The organism is Serratia sp. L9 (genome assembly GCF_050632285.1).
Taxonomy (GTDB): Bacteria; Pseudomonadota; Gammaproteobacteria; order Enterobacterales; family Enterobacteriaceae; genus Chania.
Genome location: NZ_CP192593.1, coordinates 47,254 through 62,724, shown reverse-complemented (window position 1 = coordinate 62,724; position 15,471 = coordinate 47,254). Strand labels below are relative to the sequence as shown.

General features: G+C 51.6%; 13 protein-coding genes and 5 pseudogenes. 16 read left to right on the top strand and 2 right to left on the bottom strand.

Annotation, left to right across the window (positions count from 1 at the left end; all coding sequences use genetic code 11):
* Positions 1-472: 472 nt before the first annotated feature.
* The 13 genes and pseudogenes from ACQ86O_RS27460 to ACQ86O_RS27400 all read left to right on the top strand — a co-directional run.
* The gene (locus tag ACQ86O_RS27460) at positions 473-1,021 is read left to right on the top strand and encodes a fimbrial protein (protein ID WP_431225959.1); all 549 of its coding nucleotides are present in this window, start codon (positions 473-475) and stop codon (positions 1,019-1,021) included.
* 45 nt (positions 1,022-1,066) lie between these two features.
* Positions 1,067-1,792: a fimbrial biogenesis chaperone gene (locus ACQ86O_RS27455; protein ID WP_431225958.1), complete on the top strand. Its 726-nt coding sequence runs from the start codon at positions 1,067-1,069 to the stop codon at positions 1,790-1,792.
* 77 nt (positions 1,793-1,869) lie between these two features.
* Positions 1,870-2,325, top strand: a complete 456-nt coding sequence (locus ACQ86O_RS27450; protein ID WP_431225957.1) for a fimbrial protein — start codon at positions 1,870-1,872, stop codon at positions 2,323-2,325.
* 28 nt (positions 2,326-2,353) lie between these two features.
* Entirely contained in the window at positions 2,354-3,052 is a 699-nt protein-coding gene (locus tag ACQ86O_RS27445) for a fimbrial biogenesis chaperone (protein WP_431225956.1), read from the top strand.
* Positions 3,049-3,786, top strand: coding sequence for a fimbrial biogenesis chaperone (locus ACQ86O_RS27440; protein ID WP_431225955.1), 738 nt, complete (start codon positions 3,049-3,051; stop codon positions 3,784-3,786). The genes ACQ86O_RS27445 and ACQ86O_RS27440 overlap by 4 nt, the downstream gene beginning before the upstream one ends.
* A gap of 51 nt (positions 3,787-3,837) precedes the next feature.
* A pseudogene (locus tag ACQ86O_RS27435) lies at positions 3,838-6,089 on the top strand (fimbria/pilus outer membrane usher protein); the annotation flags it as partial.
* A gap of 87 nt (positions 6,090-6,176) precedes the next feature.
* The gene (locus ACQ86O_RS27430) at positions 6,177-6,437 is read left to right on the top strand and encodes a FimD/PapC C-terminal domain-containing protein (RefSeq protein WP_431225976.1); all 261 of its coding nucleotides are present in this window, start codon (positions 6,177-6,179) and stop codon (positions 6,435-6,437) included.
* Between the two features lie 230 nt (positions 6,438-6,667).
* Complete coding sequence (locus ACQ86O_RS27425) at positions 6,668-7,546, top strand: adhesin (protein ID WP_431225954.1); 879 nt, start codon at positions 6,668-6,670, stop codon at positions 7,544-7,546.
* Positions 7,547-7,598: 52 nt separating this feature from the next.
* Complete coding sequence (locus ACQ86O_RS27420; protein ID WP_431225953.1) at positions 7,599-7,748, top strand: hypothetical protein; 150 nt, start codon at positions 7,599-7,601, stop codon at positions 7,746-7,748.
* Between the two features lie 720 nt (positions 7,749-8,468).
* A pseudogene (locus ACQ86O_RS27415) lies at positions 8,469-8,669 on the top strand (transposase); the annotation flags it as partial.
* 291 nt (positions 8,670-8,960) lie between these two features.
* Complete coding sequence (locus tag ACQ86O_RS27410; protein WP_431225952.1) at positions 8,961-9,173, top strand: hypothetical protein; 213 nt, start codon at positions 8,961-8,963, stop codon at positions 9,171-9,173.
* Positions 9,174-9,790: 617 nt separating this feature from the next.
* Positions 9,791-10,921, top strand: a complete 1,131-nt coding sequence (locus tag ACQ86O_RS27405; protein WP_431225951.1) for a fimbrial protein — start codon at positions 9,791-9,793, stop codon at positions 10,919-10,921.
* Between the two features lie 201 nt (positions 10,922-11,122).
* Positions 11,123-11,269: pseudogene (locus ACQ86O_RS27400) on the top strand (integrase core domain-containing protein); the annotation flags it as partial.
* A 53-nt stretch (positions 11,270-11,322) separates the two neighbouring features.
* On the opposite strand, the pseudogene ACQ86O_RS27395 reads toward ACQ86O_RS27400, so the two are convergent.
* Together ACQ86O_RS27395 and ACQ86O_RS27390 are read right to left on the bottom strand one after the other, a co-directional pair.
* Positions 11,323-11,424 (bottom strand): annotated as a pseudogene (locus ACQ86O_RS27395) (lysozyme); the annotation flags it as partial.
* Positions 11,411-11,758, bottom strand: a complete 348-nt coding sequence (locus ACQ86O_RS27390) for a phage holin, lambda family (protein ID WP_431225950.1) — start codon at positions 11,756-11,758, stop codon at positions 11,411-11,413. The pseudogene ACQ86O_RS27395 and the gene ACQ86O_RS27390, both read right to left, overlap by 14 nt.
* A 633-nt stretch (positions 11,759-12,391) precedes the next feature.
* Here ACQ86O_RS27390 and ACQ86O_RS27385 point away from each other — a divergent pair.
* From ACQ86O_RS27385 to ACQ86O_RS27375, 3 genes and pseudogenes are all read left to right on the top strand, one after another.
* Positions 12,392-12,640 carry a biofilm development regulator YmgB/AriR family protein gene (locus tag ACQ86O_RS27385; protein WP_431225949.1) on the top strand — a complete coding sequence of 83 codons (249 nt, stop codon included), beginning with the start codon at positions 12,392-12,394 and terminating at the stop codon, positions 12,638-12,640.
* Positions 12,641-12,826: 186 nt separating this feature from the next.
* A pseudogene (locus tag ACQ86O_RS27380) lies at positions 12,827-13,975 on the top strand (IS3 family transposase).
* Positions 13,976-14,177: 202 nt separating this feature from the next.
* Positions 14,178-15,407 carry an IS256 family transposase gene (locus ACQ86O_RS27375; protein ID WP_431225948.1) on the top strand — a complete coding sequence of 410 codons (1,230 nt, stop codon included), beginning with the start codon at positions 14,178-14,180 and terminating at the stop codon, positions 15,405-15,407.
* Positions 15,408-15,471: the final 64 nt, after the last annotated feature.

Genomic DNA, 15,471 nt, shown 5'->3' with positions numbered 1-15,471 from the left:
CGACAATCAAAGACCTCGAGGTGATGCGCACATTATGCAAAAGACAGATTGCACCCTCGTATTATGGCACATCCTCAGGGGAAGTGCGTCTGGTGAACTACGTTTTCAGTTTCTAAGATCTCGAATAGGGGGAAAACTTTACCCTAAGCGGCTATTTGCAACAGTGCCGTCAGTATTTGTATTTTGTCAGAAGCGTAATTGTACTGCTGAAAATAGTCGCCCCAAGGCAGCCCGCATATCAACTTTAAATATGCCAGGGATAGGTCGTTGATTTAAACATTAAGGAAGGCACTCACCCAACTGCTTTTCGCTCTATTTTAAATGAAAGCCAGGAATAATTCCTTCGTTGCGATGGTTTCGTTTAAATACGTTTATCTGTGCATGCCGTACAGATAAGTGTTGTGTGTTGGCAGACTATCCGCCAGCAACGTGTTGTTTCACTTTTTTAAATGCATAAATTAAGGAATATATAATGCGTAAGACTATTTTTACTTTGACTCCCGTTGTGGTTGCCCTGTTGGTTAGTGCTGGTGTTGCCCAGGCAGCATCTAACGCGCAAATGACCATTACCGCCACCGTGGAAGCGGCGACCTGTGACATTTCACTTTCCAATGCCAATCTGGACCTGGGTAACTATACCGCATCGGATTTCAGCGCAGTCGCTACCCCGGTTGGCGCGAGCGTCAAGACCTTCACTGTAGGCCTGAGCAACTGTGACACGCCGGTGGCCACAGGAGATACCGCCAATCTGATTGTGACGGGTCAGACACTGGGCGGTAACCCAAACATCTTTAACAGCACCGGCACCAATACCGGCATCATGTTAAGTGAAGTGGCCACCCCCACTGCCTACATCACTGCAGGCCAGAAACTGAACGTTGCCACCGCGGGTGCGACACCGGCAACCGGGGATTTCAATGCCAAATCCCTGAGCCTGCAGGCAGCTCTGGCTTCCACCTCCATGACCCCGGATATCGGTCTGGTCAGCGCGCCTATCCTGTTTAGCTTCGCCTATAACTGATGTGTTCCCGGCGGGCCGTTGGCCCGCCTTTTCTGGAGTTACCGTATGACGCGCTTTATCCCTCTGTTTGCGCTGGGGCTGACCCTGCTGGGTACGCCACTGGCTGGCGGGGCCGCCGGGTTTGGTATCAATGCGACCCGTCTGATTTACCCGGAAGGCGCCAGCAGTATCCCGGTAACGGTACGTAATACCTTAAGCCACGGGCCGTATCTGGTCCAGACCACGGTCAGTGGTAAGCAGGACACACAGACTACGGCGCCCTTTGCCGTGACGCCGCCGTTGTTTCGCCTGGAGCCCAAAAGCGTCAACCAGTTACGCATTGCTTTTACCGGGGCGCCCTTGCCAGCCGACCGCGAATCGGTGTTTTATTTTCATGCCACCGCCATTCCCACCAGTACGCCAACAGACCCCGCGCAAAAATCCAATGACATTCAGGCACAGTTGCGTTTCGGTGTAGGCAGCATCATCAAACTGTTCTATCGGCCAGCGAGCCTGAGCGGCTCTTCCGCGTCCGCTCAGAAGGGGCTGCAGTTCTCACGCGCACCGGGAGGGCTGAAGGTGAACAATCCTTATCCTTATTTCGTCAGTCTGGCCACATTGACGGTGAACGGACATAAATTGCCGCTGGATACCCCGGCTTCCCTGATGCTGGCTCCGTTCGGCAGCCACACTTGGCTGGTGAAAACGCCGCTGGCAACGGACAGCAAGGTGCAGTGGCAAACCCTCAATGATAGCGGAGGCACCGATGCGTTCAATACGACATTACCTTAACACGGTGCTGACGGCAGTACTGGCAGGGGGCGCTCTCCTCTCCCCCGGTACGGGCCATCACGCTGAACTTCTCCGCGGTGCTGAACAACGGTACCTGCACGCTCAGCCTGGATAAAAGCATTCTGCCGTTAGGGACGGTAAACCTATCGGCGCTACGCCCTAATCAACTGGTGGTGCCACAGCCCTTTACCCTGTTCGTACAGGATTGTTCCGGTCAGGCTGGCGGGAGCCTGACGCCGATAGTGAAAATTACCGGCAATGGTGTCACTCAGGACAACAAATGGCTTTTCCGTAATGCCAGCTCGGCGGCCGGTACCGGGATTGTGGTGATCCACAGTGACGCTGTACCAGATTACAGTCAGCCTGAAGTCAAAGATAACAGCACGCTTCAACTGGCTAACGTTGGGCAGATACCGATCAACCAGGCGTTTACTTTCTATGCCGGCACCAGCTGCGGTGGCAGTACCGGTTGTGCTTCATTGGCGACCGGCGACGTCACGGCCACGCTGATGTTCACGTTTTCTTATCAGTGAGGCTGCGATGGCACAGGGACGTTATTACATGATGTCAAGTCTGCTTCTGCTCCTCAGCCTGTCTTCGCAGGCCAGCAGTGGCGGTATCAGCCTGGGACAGACACGCATTGTGTTTTCTGCGGCAGACAAAGCGCAAACCGTCACCGTCAGCAACAGCGGGCAACGGGCCTATCTGATACAGGCCCGGGTGCACAATGGCCTTGATGAGACGAGCCTCGCGCCGTTTATCGTCACCCCGCCGCTGTTCCGGCTGGCAGGCGAGAGTCGCCAGATGCTGCGCATCTTGCCACAGGTAGGCACGCTGCCCACCGAACGGGAGTCGCTGTTTTATCTCTCTGTTTCTGCCATTCCTGCGCAGGCAGAACCCATCACGGCGGCCGACCGTTTATCGGTAGGCGTACGTTTTGTGGTGAAGCTGTTTTATCGCCCACTCGGACTCACTCCGCCTGCAGAGTCCACGCCTTGCCTGCTGACGTTCACGCGCGAGGCGCAAGGGCTGCGCGTTGCCAACCCGACCGGGTATTTTCAGACCCTGGGCAGACTGACCGTTAACGGGCGTGATGTGATGTTAGACGGACAAGCGTCGATGGTGCCACCGCAGGGTAGTCTGACGCTGGCCATTCAGGGCCTGGCCAATCTCGTGAGCTGGCAGACGGTCACCGACTATGGCGGGTTGTCCGCAACTTGCCAGCAAACACGCCCACCTATAGCGGAAACCCTCCCATGATGAAATGTCTGCTTTATCCGCTGCTGGCCCTGTGTCTGCTGGCTGGCGGTGCGACACTGACCCAGGCCGAGGACAATGCGGCACCGGGGATAGCGTTTTACGTACTGCGGGTGATTTACCCGGAAGGCGAAAAACAGGGTGTGACACTGACCGCCTACAACAAGAGTTCGGCCCCGTACCTGATCCAGTCTTGGGTGCGCCCGGTCGACCCAGCCACCGGGGATGTCGACCTGAAATGGCAGAGCACGCCGGCCATGCCGTTTATTGTCACCCCGCCGCTGGCGCGTCTGGAAGCGAACAGTGAACTGGCACTGCGCATCCGCCGTAATGATATGCCGTTGCCCAATGACCGTGAGTCGGTCTTCTTTATCTCGATGAAGGCCTTGCCCACCCAACAGCCCGGTGGTGAGCAGATGGTAATGACGGTGGTGAGCAATCTCAAGCTGTTTTACCGTCCGGCCGGGTTGGCAAAACGCGCGGTGGCGGACATGGCCCCCAAACTCACGTTCAGCCAGGAGGGCCACCAACTGACCGCCCATAACCCAACACCCTATTGGCTGACCTTTTCCCGCCTGGCTGTGGAGGGCGTCGCCCTGGACAAACCGGCCCTGCGCCGGATGGTGCCGCCATTTGGCCAGCAGTCCTATTCTTTGCCGGCGGCTGCCAGCGGAAAAGTGACCTGGCAACTGATTGATGAGGATGGCTGGGATACGCCAATTGCACAACAGCATTGATGGCTTTGTTTCTTCTGACGCGTGACGGAAAAGGGAATCACATTATTTAAAATGGACAGAATAACCATGAAGATCCATCCTCTTGCGGCAGCGCTTTCCCCATTTCTGGTGGGCAGTGCATTGATGGCGGGCAGTTCCCTGGCATGGGGCCGCGACTATTTTGACCCGGCACTGCTGTCACTGGGCGGTGGCCTGGAGGCCGTGACCGACCTGAGTGCGTTTGAACGCGCAGGGCAAACGCCGCCGGGCACCTATCTGGTCACAGTATTGGTCAACCGCAGCGAGCGTGGTCAATATCCGGTAGTGTTCACCCCGGGGAAGAAAGGACAGGTCAGCCCAGAGTTGACTCCAGCCTTCCTGGCCGAGATGGGGGTCAATACCACGGCGCTGCCGGCCTTTGCCGGACTGCCCACCGATAAATCGGTCAGTGACCTGGCCACCCTTATCCCTGAAGCCCGAGTACATTTTGACTTTCAGCAGCAACGACTGGAGCTCAGCATACCCCAGGTGGCGATGAAACCGGATGCGAGCCGCACGGTCGACCCGGCCTTGTGGGACCAGGGCATGACGGCCTTTTTGCTCAACTACAACCTCAATGGCGGGCATAGCCGCCAACGTGGGCAGTGGGGGCAGGCCAGCAGCGAACAAACCAACCTGTTTCTGGGGCTGCGTGGTGGGATGAACTGGCAGGCCTGGCGCCTGCGCAGCGACATGACACATACCCGTAGTGACAGCCGCAGTGGTCATAGTGACACACAGCGTAACCAGAAAACGCATTTCTCCAACACCTACCTGCAACGCGATATCCAGGCTTGGCGTTCGGACGTGCTGGTCGGGGAGAGCACGACCAGCAACGACGTCTTCGACAGCGTGCCGTTTCGTGGTATGAAGCTGAGTTCCAGCGAGGAGATGCTGCCGGTCAGTCTACGCGGTTTTGCGCCGGTCATCAGCGGGATAGCACAGAGCAATGCCCGGGTCACCGTCAGCCAGAACGGCAACGTGGTGTACCAGACTTATGTCGCGCCCGGGCCATTTCGCATCAACGACCTGTACCAGACCGGACAGGGGGGCGACCTGACGGTGACGGTAACCGAAGCAGACGGCAGTGTGCGAACCTGGAACCAGGCCTTCTCGGCTCTGCCGGTGATGCAGCGCCCGGGGGGCTGAAATACGAGCTGACTGCAGGACGTTACAATGGGGGTATCACCACCGGTTCCCGGGAGGCTTCCTTTACCCTGGCGACCTTGATTTACGGTTTCCCTCATGACGTCACTCTGTACGGTGGGGGCTTGATAGCCGAGAAATACGCCTCAGCGGTGCTGGGCAGTGGGGTCTCTTTGGGGGATGTTGGTGCCCTGTCGGCCGACGTGACGTTGGCGTCGGCGAACTTGTATGACCAGACCCAGAACGGCCAGTCCTACCGGGTGCGCTATGCCAAAAGCCTGCTCAGTACCGGCACCTCGGTAGACCTGATGGCGTACCGTTACTCCACTCGGCATTACTACAGCTTTGCCGATTTCAACAACAGCGGTTATCAGCTCAGTGAAGGGCAGGTCTCCTGGGCACTGGCCCGCCAGCGGACGGATTTTCAGGTGCGACTTACCCAGCAACTGGGGGACTTCGGCGCGTTGTTCCTGTCGGGAGCACGCAGTGACTACTGGGGCGAGGAGCGGACCAATACCACCCTGTCGGCGGGCTATAACGGCAGTTGGCGCGGGGTGAGCTATGGCCTGGCCTACAGTGTTGACCGGATAAAATCCGGTGACGACTGGCCGCAGAACCGCCAGTTGGCTTTCAATCTGCAGGTACCGTTCAGCCTGTTCAGCAGCAGGCCTGCGCTGAGTCGCAGCTATGCCAGCTACCAGATGACGCACAACAGCGAGGGCCGGGTACAGCAGCAGGCGGGGGTGAGCGGTTCCGCCGCGGAAGACCGCTTGTCCTACAGCCTGATGCAAGGCTGGAGCAATGACAACAGCAGTGGCAATGGTAGCAGCAGCACCCTGAACCTGGGGTGGCAAGGGAGCCGGGGCATGGCCAGCCTGGGCTACAGCCACAGCAGCCGCACTCATGCCTTGAATATGAGTGGCAATGGCGGCTTGGTGGTGCACCCGAACGGGGTGACGCTGAGCCAGCAACTGGGTACCTCGATGGCACTGGTCAGGGCACCGGGCGCGGCCGGGGTGAGTGTGATGAGCAGTGGAGTGCACACTGACAGCCGGGGGTATGCAGTGGTGCCGTACCTGTCGCCGTACCAGAACAACCCGGTCAGCCTGAACCCGTCGACGCTGCCGGAAGATGTGGACCTGCCGCAGAGCAGCACTAACGTCTACCCGACCAAAGGGGCGGTGGTGGCCGCGACGTTTGCTCCCCGTACCGGTTATCAGGCGTTGATGACTCTGACCCGGGCGGGGGCGCCGGTGCCTTTTGGTACCTTGGTCACGCTGGCGGGAGAAGGCCACGAGATTAACAGCGGTATCGTGGGGGATGCGGGGCAAGTGTACCTGAGTGGGCTGCCAGAACAGGGTAAATTAACGGCGGTCTGGGGCCGGGGAACGGCGCAACAGTGTCAGGCGATTTTTAATCTGGACCGGGCCCAGGTATCAACCAACAACCCGGTGCGCATGCTGGCTGTGCGCTGTGAGGAAGGATAATAATGAAACAATATTGGATAGACACGGCACGGCACAGTCTGGAGTGTGTAGCATTACTCGCTGCCTTTATAGCCCCTGTTCAGGCGGAGACCATCACCATCGGCAAGGGAACGGGAATACTGTGGGAGGGAATGCCGTTTAATCGGACGTTAAGCGGTACCCTCGAACATACATATTTAGTCCCTTCATACGGGCTCTTGTCTATCACTAATAAACCTCATGAGCAATGTTTGCTCACAAGTGTCTTGAAAAACATAGGGGGCTATCTGGCGTTGCCGCTGAACGGCGTACCGGGGGTTGGGTTGATTCCGCGGGCGTCGGGGAGCGGTAGCTATAACCGATATAATGGCGTAAGACAAACGTTGAGTGGAACCATTGGATTACCTGAAACCAAGGGAACATCAACGGCACAAAGTACGATCACCTCGCCGAATGGATATGAATGGTGCTTGCCCCCAAGCATGGTAGGTATGGAAGACTTTTACTTGGCACTCGCCACGCGTACAATGACGCTATCGGGTACCTGGGTCTTGGTGGCAGACGGGACGCAGCAAGCCGGGGAGGCCACGGTTCCTCCGATGTATTTTGCCAGTTTTTCTTTTACTCCCTCAGGTGATAGGTCTGTTTCTATCTTGCCCACTAATATCTCCGTGCGTATCTCCACGCTGGAGTGTACGGTCAACACCCCGACGGCCATTGATTTTGGGCCGGTCAATCGCAAAACTCAGGCCAATGCAGAGCTGGCGGTGAAACCCGTGCCGCTGATCACCAGCTGTGGGCAGCCTTCAGACAGGATAAACGCCAATATCAACCTGCAGTTCCGTCAACTCAGCGGCCTGTACGGCGGTGCGGCTTCACGGTTGGCGTTAAGTCAGGGAGGCGGTTATATCACCGGGGAGATAGATAACGGGATGACGGGCAGTGGGGCCTGTACTGCCACCACTGGGCTGCGTTTTGATAACATCGCCATAAAACAGGGCAGCATCACCAGTGCACAAAGCAGTACCACCCTGGCCAATCAGTTGACCTGGCGCCTGTGTTCGGGCGGCAGCAGTTTGCCCAGTGGGCCGGTCACTGCCTCGGCAGAAATGCTGGTGACGTTCAACTGAGGAGGAGGGTTTCATGTTCGGGCGATGTTACTGAGAAGTAGAGAAGGACGCTATGAAGGTGCGTATTTCCATGAATAGGGTGCAGCCGTTCGTGGTAGGGAACTGGCAGTCGGGCGGCAATGCATCGACCATTGAGATGGACGTCCAGCGTTTAAGTCGCAACCTGCCGAAGAACACCTACGACGTCAAGGTGGACGCATAGTTGGAACTGGGCAACGGCTGGAGCGGTTGGGGTTAGGTGGCGACACCCGGCCTGTTTTGTTTGGAGGGTCAGGGGCGTTGACCGGAAGGATGAAGTGGCTTCATCGCCGTTGTATAGAGAGCCCCTAACTTGTCCCGCGATGAGCGTGCCTGATATGGGTGTGCATGTTGGCGTCATGACTGTTCAACCTCCCGCCTCGCCCACATTGGTATACCGTCGGCAACTCGGGATCGCACAATAAAACAATCCAGGAAAACATCCGACTCCCCCTTCGCGATGTTAACATCGTATTTGTCAAGATAGGCTCTGCCTCTCCTGGGGTAATTAACGGTGGTGAATTACCCTCAATTAAAATAGATTTTACTACTGAAGGTAGTGATAATGATGCGACTATAAATATTAGATTGGCCTCTCTGAGCTTTTCAGATGTGATAAATATCGTTGCGCATACCGGCCAAACACCCGACGTAAATGTGCCTATGGGAGTGATTGACATCAACAAAAACTTTAAAGGTCTTGCCATTACATTGCTATATGAGAGTGAATGAGACTTTATTGTAGTCAGATTTATGAACAGAATCAGGTTTCGTAGACACTTTTTTGCCTCATTTGGACTAACCCCGTCCTGGTAGACGAGCCTGCCCTATAGTTTGAGCATAGAAGAAACGTATGGGTACACCTCGATTTACACCTGAATTTAAGGAAGAAGCCGCCCGTTAAATAACGGAATGTGGCTATTACGTGGCCGAAGTTTCCGACCAATTGGTCGTTTCTGCACACAGCCTCTACATGTGGCTACGGGTTACCAAACCCAATATCAGTGAACAGCACGTCCATGATCTTCTGGAAGCCATAAGTGAGATCCCGAAACTCAAGGCTCAGTTAAAGCGAACTGAAGAAGAACGAGATATTCTGAAAAAGGCCGCACGGTACTTTACAACGGAGCCTGACTGAAGTACCCTTTAGATTGTAGATTCAATAAAAAAGGGTTAATAGACAGGATTAAAAGAGTAGAAAAGTACAAGCATATAATTCATTTGTATAATAAAGACGCTATCGATTTTATGAATGAAATTGTCGCAAGCATGCCAAAAAATCAATATTTTGCATTAATCCTCTTTACTTTGATAAAGGTTCATTACTCTATGCTAACTTTTATAATGTTGAAGATCATAAAGAAGTATCCGAAGCTATTTTAAGACTGAGACATCCATGGTTTTAACTTATGATAATGCGCCAGAAATTAATGAGTTGTATAATAATTGTTATCGCTATACATACCCACTTAATTATTCCTCTGCAACAAAAAGAGTTGGAACAGAGTTACTTGTAACTCAAGATGACATACTTATTCCAGATAATTTAGGAATTACAAGAGTTGTCAAGAAGGAAAAAGCAATGAACACGGATGGATTAACATGCTAACAGCCATTGAGATAATTGATATCACACATTATGGCAATAAGAGTGCATCCTTAACTCCCTTCAAAGGATCCCAGCAGGATCCTTTAGCTTTTCTCAGCCACAATCGCTTAACATAAGTTTTCGTTCCACTGAGCGTCAGACCCCTTTTATAGCGAATAAAATGTTTCAGATACCCCTATTCTCAGCCTTCCAGACATCAATCTTTACTCAGCGACCGAGGCAAACACGCCATACCTGCGGATTTTTTGACCAACAGAACCTGGAACTCTGGGAGAGGGCTATAACGCCCAGCGTAACCGTAATGGTTACATCAGCAAATCATATGGCATCAGCTATAATTCATTGCATGCCGGAGTTAACATTCGGCCTGGAAAGTCTCCTATTGGTGAGGAGACGCAGTACAGCAAAATCAATACCTACCCCAGGGCCAATTATGGATGAAGTGGGGATAGAGAGTAGCGGAATACCCAACCATAGTGAACCACCCGCTGAGGTCACAGACTAAGGGCCGCGCACAGGCAGCTATTCATTAGGTTACCACCAGGCGCCGACCAGAATGTGGGAAAATGCACCAGAAAAAGTGGCCTACATAGGCCGTAAGCAATGAGAGAAGAATAATGAGTTTATACAGTAATTTATTCAACAAGAAGAGAATCGTATCGCTGCTGCTCGGTATGGTGACAATGTATGCCTACCATGTGAGTGCAGCAATGACGTGTAAGTACGATAGCGGCTTTGCAACGATCAATGCTTCTATAGCGTTACAAGCCAGGAATATGACAGTTGGCCCGGATTTACCGAATGGTACTGTGTTGTATAGTCAAAGATTTGAACCTTCAAGCCTACCACATATAATCTGCACACCATCGCAGACAGGATACAGAATATATAATCGCTTAGCCTACACAGCGACACCACTCCCCCTGTCAGACTGGAGTGGTTCGCCCTATGCTGGCAAAATTTATAAAACGGGAGTTTCAGGTATTGGTATTGTTGCCACAATCCAAGGTATGCCATTACCTTATAGTTTTACGTCTTCATCAGCAAATGCCAATATAGGACATAAACATCTTTCTGTATTTCGTGATGTTAACATCGCCTTTGTCAAGATAGGCTCTGTCTCTCCTGGGGTAATTAACGGTGGTGAATTACCCTCAATTAAAATAGATTTTACTACTGAAGGTAGTGATAATGATGCGGCTATAAATATTAGATTGGCTTCCCTGAGCTTTTCAGGTGTGATAAATATCGTTGCGCATACCTGCCAAACACCTGACGTAAATGTGCCTATGGGAACGCTTGATATCAACAAGACCTTTAAAGGGGTGGGAACCGCTTCCCAATGGCAGGATACATCAATACATTTGACGAATTGCCCGCGATTTTATGGTGTTAAAGGCTCGGGAACTTATTCGGATAACGGAACAGTGAATAATACTATGCCACTTAATCAGATAGGTATGACTTTGACGCCCAACACTTCGATTATTGACGGAGCGAAAGGGATTATGGGACTTAAAACCGGGGCTGGAGCGGCCTCTGGGGTCGGTATCCAGTTAGCCTATGGCCAAGTAAGCGATGCATCTCCCACTATGGTCAATTTTGCCTCCCCAAAAACTTTTTCTTTGGGTAATAATGTTTCTACGAACAAGGTGCTGCCGCTAGTGGCCAGGTATATACAGACTGAAGACGTGGTAAAACCGGGGCGCGCTGATGCGACAGCAACCTTTACCATCAATTATTATTAAACAATCTGCCCCGGTTTATTCCAGGGCCTTTATAGCTTTTATCACCTTAACGAATGAAATTTATTTTCCGAGATGTTTTTAAAAGACTTTGATTTAGCAGTGTTATTAATCACCTTGGCATTACATTGCTATATGATAATGAATGAGACTTTATGATAATCAGATTGAAGGGGTTATAAAATTCATGTTTAAATCATGAGGTTCATGTCTCTGTGGGATGCACGGTGCAAAATCGAGGGCTGGCGCATACACTATAACCAGAGTCGTCCCCATTCTGCATTGGGCTGGATGACACCTTCTGAATTTGCCGAGAAATCTGCCGGTTGCCAGAATATGCAGCCAGAATGAAGCCGGTAATTCCTGATTATGAATGGATCACATACGGGGAGCGGATCACAATCGATTGTCCATGGCTTACCACCGGTACCAGGATCGGGATAAGCTTTCAGTTCTAACTTTTCGAACTCTTTGATCAGGCTGCGGCCTTTATTACTTGTCTGCATCTGAATTGCCCCCGCCGAACCGATTACCCACGTAACTGGATAAAAACGCCCCTAACTTCTTCACGCCAACGAAGCCGAGAAAGCCGCCGATCCCTACCGTCCGTGCTTTTGGAACGTCGAAGAAGTCCAGCGCAGAATAGATGGTTAGTGCAACAGCACCGCACATCAGCCCTTCAAAAACGGTTTCTTTCCAGCCGCCTCCTGAATAAGCCATGCGTAGAACAGCCATCACTATTGCCATGATGACACCGCCGATCGGTACATCACCGCTCCACCATGAGGCTAAAATTTTACTTAAGTCAGCCCAAGAATGGGGATTGTTTGACATTTTCATTGGTCCTTACAACCCCTCTGGGCGTCAGAAATGAAAATGGCCACGCAATAGCGCAGCCCTTAAATAGGAAAACCCCGGACTATGCCGAAGCTGTTTGTTTGTACTTTATTGAACCTAAGTAGTATTTTGAAGTGATGATGAAATCAAACCCAAATGGTTATAAAAATTTCACCATTCCGTTCGCATTTTCCAAACATCCAACTACTATTAAGTAGCTAAATTGAACCATTTTTAACAGCCCTTTACTCCCCTTGTAGAGGGCTTTTTCTTTGGCAATCAAATTTATGGGTATCCGTATGAATCTGAACACGCTAATTACTTCATCAATAGGTTGTTTGGTGATCGTAATCCTAATTTTTGCGCTTGACCGCCTCAGCTAATAGTAGCTGTAGTTGTTTCAATTTCCCTGGTGGTTTTCCCCTTCAATGAGGCTTTTTTCAGTTTTTCACGTCTGAAGGGCCATACCATTCGAAACAAAATTTTTTACAGTTAGTGGCGATCCAGCTAGAAGCAACTACGCTTTAAAAGCGACACAACCCCGTCGAAGTTCCTAGTATTGCTATATTCCCATGTTGCCGCTTTACTCAGATGCTCCCAATCATCTGAGTGAAGCGGATTTTTTGAGGCAAAAAAATGACAGACGCATCAACTTCAGATCATGAAATTAGAATATACTTCAATGAATTAGATTCATATCTAAAAAATGAGCTCGAACTTTTGGGGTTCATCGTTGCAGAGCTAATGCGAAACAGTACCCCAGTCACAGACCGTTCAATTATCTCCAGTATTACTTACAAGCTGGAAACCGAAACAAAAGAAGAGACTCTTTTAAGCTACCGAAAAATCTTAGCATTCTTGATAGGCAATAATGTTTCAAGATAACGGTGAGTCGCTTTGCTTACTATGAATGTCAGTCCTTGGTTGCGGCGTAGTTCTCAAACGAGCCATCGTTTAATGAGTCGAGAACGTACAACCGCAATCAACACTCCAACACTGATCGTTCTTTGATCTTACCCGCGAGTAGTGGACACGGGACTAAGTGAGTAAACTCTCAACCAGAGGTGACTCATGACAAAACCAGTATCAACCACCAAAAAAACCGCAAACAACACACGCCTGAATTTCGCAGTGAAGCCCTGAAGCTTGCCGAACGCATCGGTGTTGCTGCGCTGCTCGCGAACTCAGCCTCTATGAATCACAACTTTATGCCTGGCGCAGCCAGCTGAAAAATGCGCATTCATCTTCCGAACGTGAGCAGGAAATGTCCGTTGAAATAGTCCGCCTTAAGCGACAACTGGCAGAACGAGATGAGGAGCTGGCCATCCTCCAAAAGGCCGCGACATACTTCGCGAAGTGCCTGAAATGAAGTATGGCTTCATCGAAAATCATCAGGCTGGGTTCAGTATCAAAGCGATGTGTCGGGTGCTTCGGGTTGCCCGCAGCGGCTGGTACGCTTGGTGTCTGCGTCGCCATCAACTCAATCACCGACAACAGTTCCGGCTGGCTTGTGATGCGGGGGTCAGTAAAGCCTTCACTGAAGCAAAACAGCGGTATGGTGCGCCGCGTCTTGCAGACGAGTTGCCGGAATATAACGTTAAAACAATCGCAGCCAGCCTGCGTCGTCAGGGGCTGCGGGCGAAAGCCTCCGGGAAGTTCAGTGCGGTCAGTTACCGCGCCCATGCTCTGCCGGTATCGAAGAATCTGTTGAAACAGGATTTTTACGCCAGCGAACCGAACCAGAAATGGGCAGGAGACATCACGTACCTGCATAGCGATGAGGGCTGGCTGTATCTGGCGGTGGTCATCGACCTGTGGTCCCGTGCGGTTATCGGCTGGTCAATGTCATCACGAATGACGGCTCAGCTTGCCTGCGATGCGCTGCAAATGGCGCTGTGGCGGCGAAAACGCCCGGAAAATGTCATTGTTCATACCGACCGGGGTGATCAGTACTGTTCAGCGGAATATCAGGCCCTGCTGAAGCGGAATAATCTGCGTGGCAGCATAAGTGCGAAGGGTTGCTGCTACGACAATGTCTGCTCGGAAAGCTTCTTCCACTCACTGAAAGTGGAATGTATCCACGGTGAGCGCTTTACCCGCCGGGAAATAATGCGGACGACGGTGTTTAATTATATCGAGTGCGATTACAATCGCTGGCGACGCCACAGTGCCTGTGGCAGCCTCAGCCCGGAACAATTTGAAAACCAGAACCTCGCTTAGGGCCGTGTCCACATTACGTGGGTAAGATCAATTCGCCTGGCACCGTTGAAAGTATACCCGCCTGGTACTTCGCTTCTGGTTCGAAGGAAGCACGCTGATTTCTCGTAGTGGTGAAGGTACGCCTTCTGCCGGAGACTGTAATTTAAATTGTGTAATTGCCTGTTTTTGATATGTTCTTCCTGACAATGGAGACAGGCAAATTATGGACGAAAAGAAACTTAAGGCACCGGCTGCCGAACTGGCTAAAGGCCTCAAAACCGAAGCCGATCTTAATGCGTTTTCTCGTATGCTGACCAAGCTCACCGTCGAAACGGCGTTGAATGCTGAGCTTACCGAACACCTTGGTCATGAAAAAAATGCCCCTAAAACAGGTTCGAATACCCGCAACGGTTACTCATCAAAGACGCTGCTCACTGATGATGGCGAGGTCGAACTGAATACACCCCGTGATCGCGAAAACACTTTCGAGCCTCAGTTAATCAAGAAAAATCAGACACGTATCACGCAGATGGACAGCCAGATTTTATCCTTGTATGCCAAAGGAATGACCACAAGGGAAATCGTTGCCACATTCAAGGAGATGTACGATGCCGATGTGTCACCCACGCTAATATCCAAAGTCACTGATGCCGTCAAAGAACAGGTCACCGAGTGGCAGAATCGCCCCCTCGACTCACTGTATCCCATTGTTTACCTTGACTGTATCGTAGTGAAAGTGCGTCAAAATGGCAGTGTCATCAACAAGGCCGTCTTCCTGGCTCTGGGGATTAATACTGAAGGTAAAAAAGAACTGCTGGGCATGTGGCTAGCCGAGAATGAGGGAGCAAAGTTCTGGCTCAACGTGTTGACCGAGTTGAAAAATCGGGGGCTTCAGGACATCCTGATTGCCTGCGTGGACGGCTTGAAGGGCTTCCCAGAGGCGATAAACAGCGTTTATCCGCAAACCCACATCCAGTTATGCATTATCCACATCCAGTTATGCATTATCCACATGGTGCGTAACAGCCTGAAATACGTTTCGTGGAAAGACTACAAAGCGGTGACTAGCGTGCTGAAAACGGTGTATCAGGCCCCGACAGAGGAAGCCGCCCTGATGGCATTGGATAAGTTTGCAGGTATCTGGGATGAGAAATACCCGCAAATCAGCAAAAGCTGGCGTACCCACTGGGAAAATCTCAACACGTTCTTCGGTTACCCTGCGGATATCCGCAAGGCCATTTACACGACCAACGCTATAGAATCGCTGAACAGCGTAATCCGGCAGGCGATAAAGAAACGTAAGGTGTTCCCAACAGACGACTCAGTGCGAAAAGTGATTTATCTGGCGATCCAGGCAGCATCGAAAAAATGGAGTATGCCAATCCAGAGCTGGCGGTTGGCGATGAGCCGCTTTATTATCGAGTTTGGTGACCGTCTAAACGAGCACCTTTAATACGCTGGCAGTTACACAGAATTATGGACAGGCTCTTCTGCCGGGATGAAGCTCGTCAGTCCAG

Excerpts from the sequence above, each read along its gene's own strand:
- ACQ86O_RS27460 (WP_431225959.1), top strand. The coding sequence starts at position 473 with ATGCGTAAGACTATTTTTACTTTGACTCCCGTTGTGGTTGCCCTGTTG.
- ACQ86O_RS27455 (WP_431225958.1), top strand. The coding sequence starts at position 1,067 with ATGACGCGCTTTATCCCTCTGTTTGCGCTGGGGCTGACCCTGCTGGGT.
- ACQ86O_RS27445 (WP_431225956.1), top strand. The coding sequence starts at position 2,354 with ATGATGTCAAGTCTGCTTCTGCTCCTCAGCCTGTCTTCGCAGGCCAGC.
- ACQ86O_RS27440 (WP_431225955.1), top strand. The coding sequence starts at position 3,049 with ATGATGAAATGTCTGCTTTATCCGCTGCTGGCCCTGTGTCTGCTGGCT.
- ACQ86O_RS27430 (WP_431225976.1), top strand. The coding sequence starts at position 6,177 with ATGACTCTGACCCGGGCGGGGGCGCCGGTGCCTTTTGGTACCTTGGTC.
- ACQ86O_RS27420 (WP_431225953.1), top strand. The coding sequence starts at position 7,599 with ATGAAGGTGCGTATTTCCATGAATAGGGTGCAGCCGTTCGTGGTAGGG.
- ACQ86O_RS27410 (WP_431225952.1), top strand. The coding sequence starts at position 8,961 with ATGGTTTTAACTTATGATAATGCGCCAGAAATTAATGAGTTGTATAAT.
- ACQ86O_RS27405 (WP_431225951.1), top strand. The coding sequence starts at position 9,791 with ATGAGTTTATACAGTAATTTATTCAACAAGAAGAGAATCGTATCGCTG.
- ACQ86O_RS27390 (WP_431225950.1), bottom strand. The coding sequence starts at position 11,758 with ATGAAAATGTCAAACAATCCCCATTCTTGGGCTGACTTAAGTAAAATT.
- ACQ86O_RS27385 (WP_431225949.1), top strand. The coding sequence starts at position 12,392 with ATGACAGACGCATCAACTTCAGATCATGAAATTAGAATATACTTCAAT.
- ACQ86O_RS27375 (WP_431225948.1), top strand. The coding sequence starts at position 14,178 with ATGGACGAAAAGAAACTTAAGGCACCGGCTGCCGAACTGGCTAAAGGC.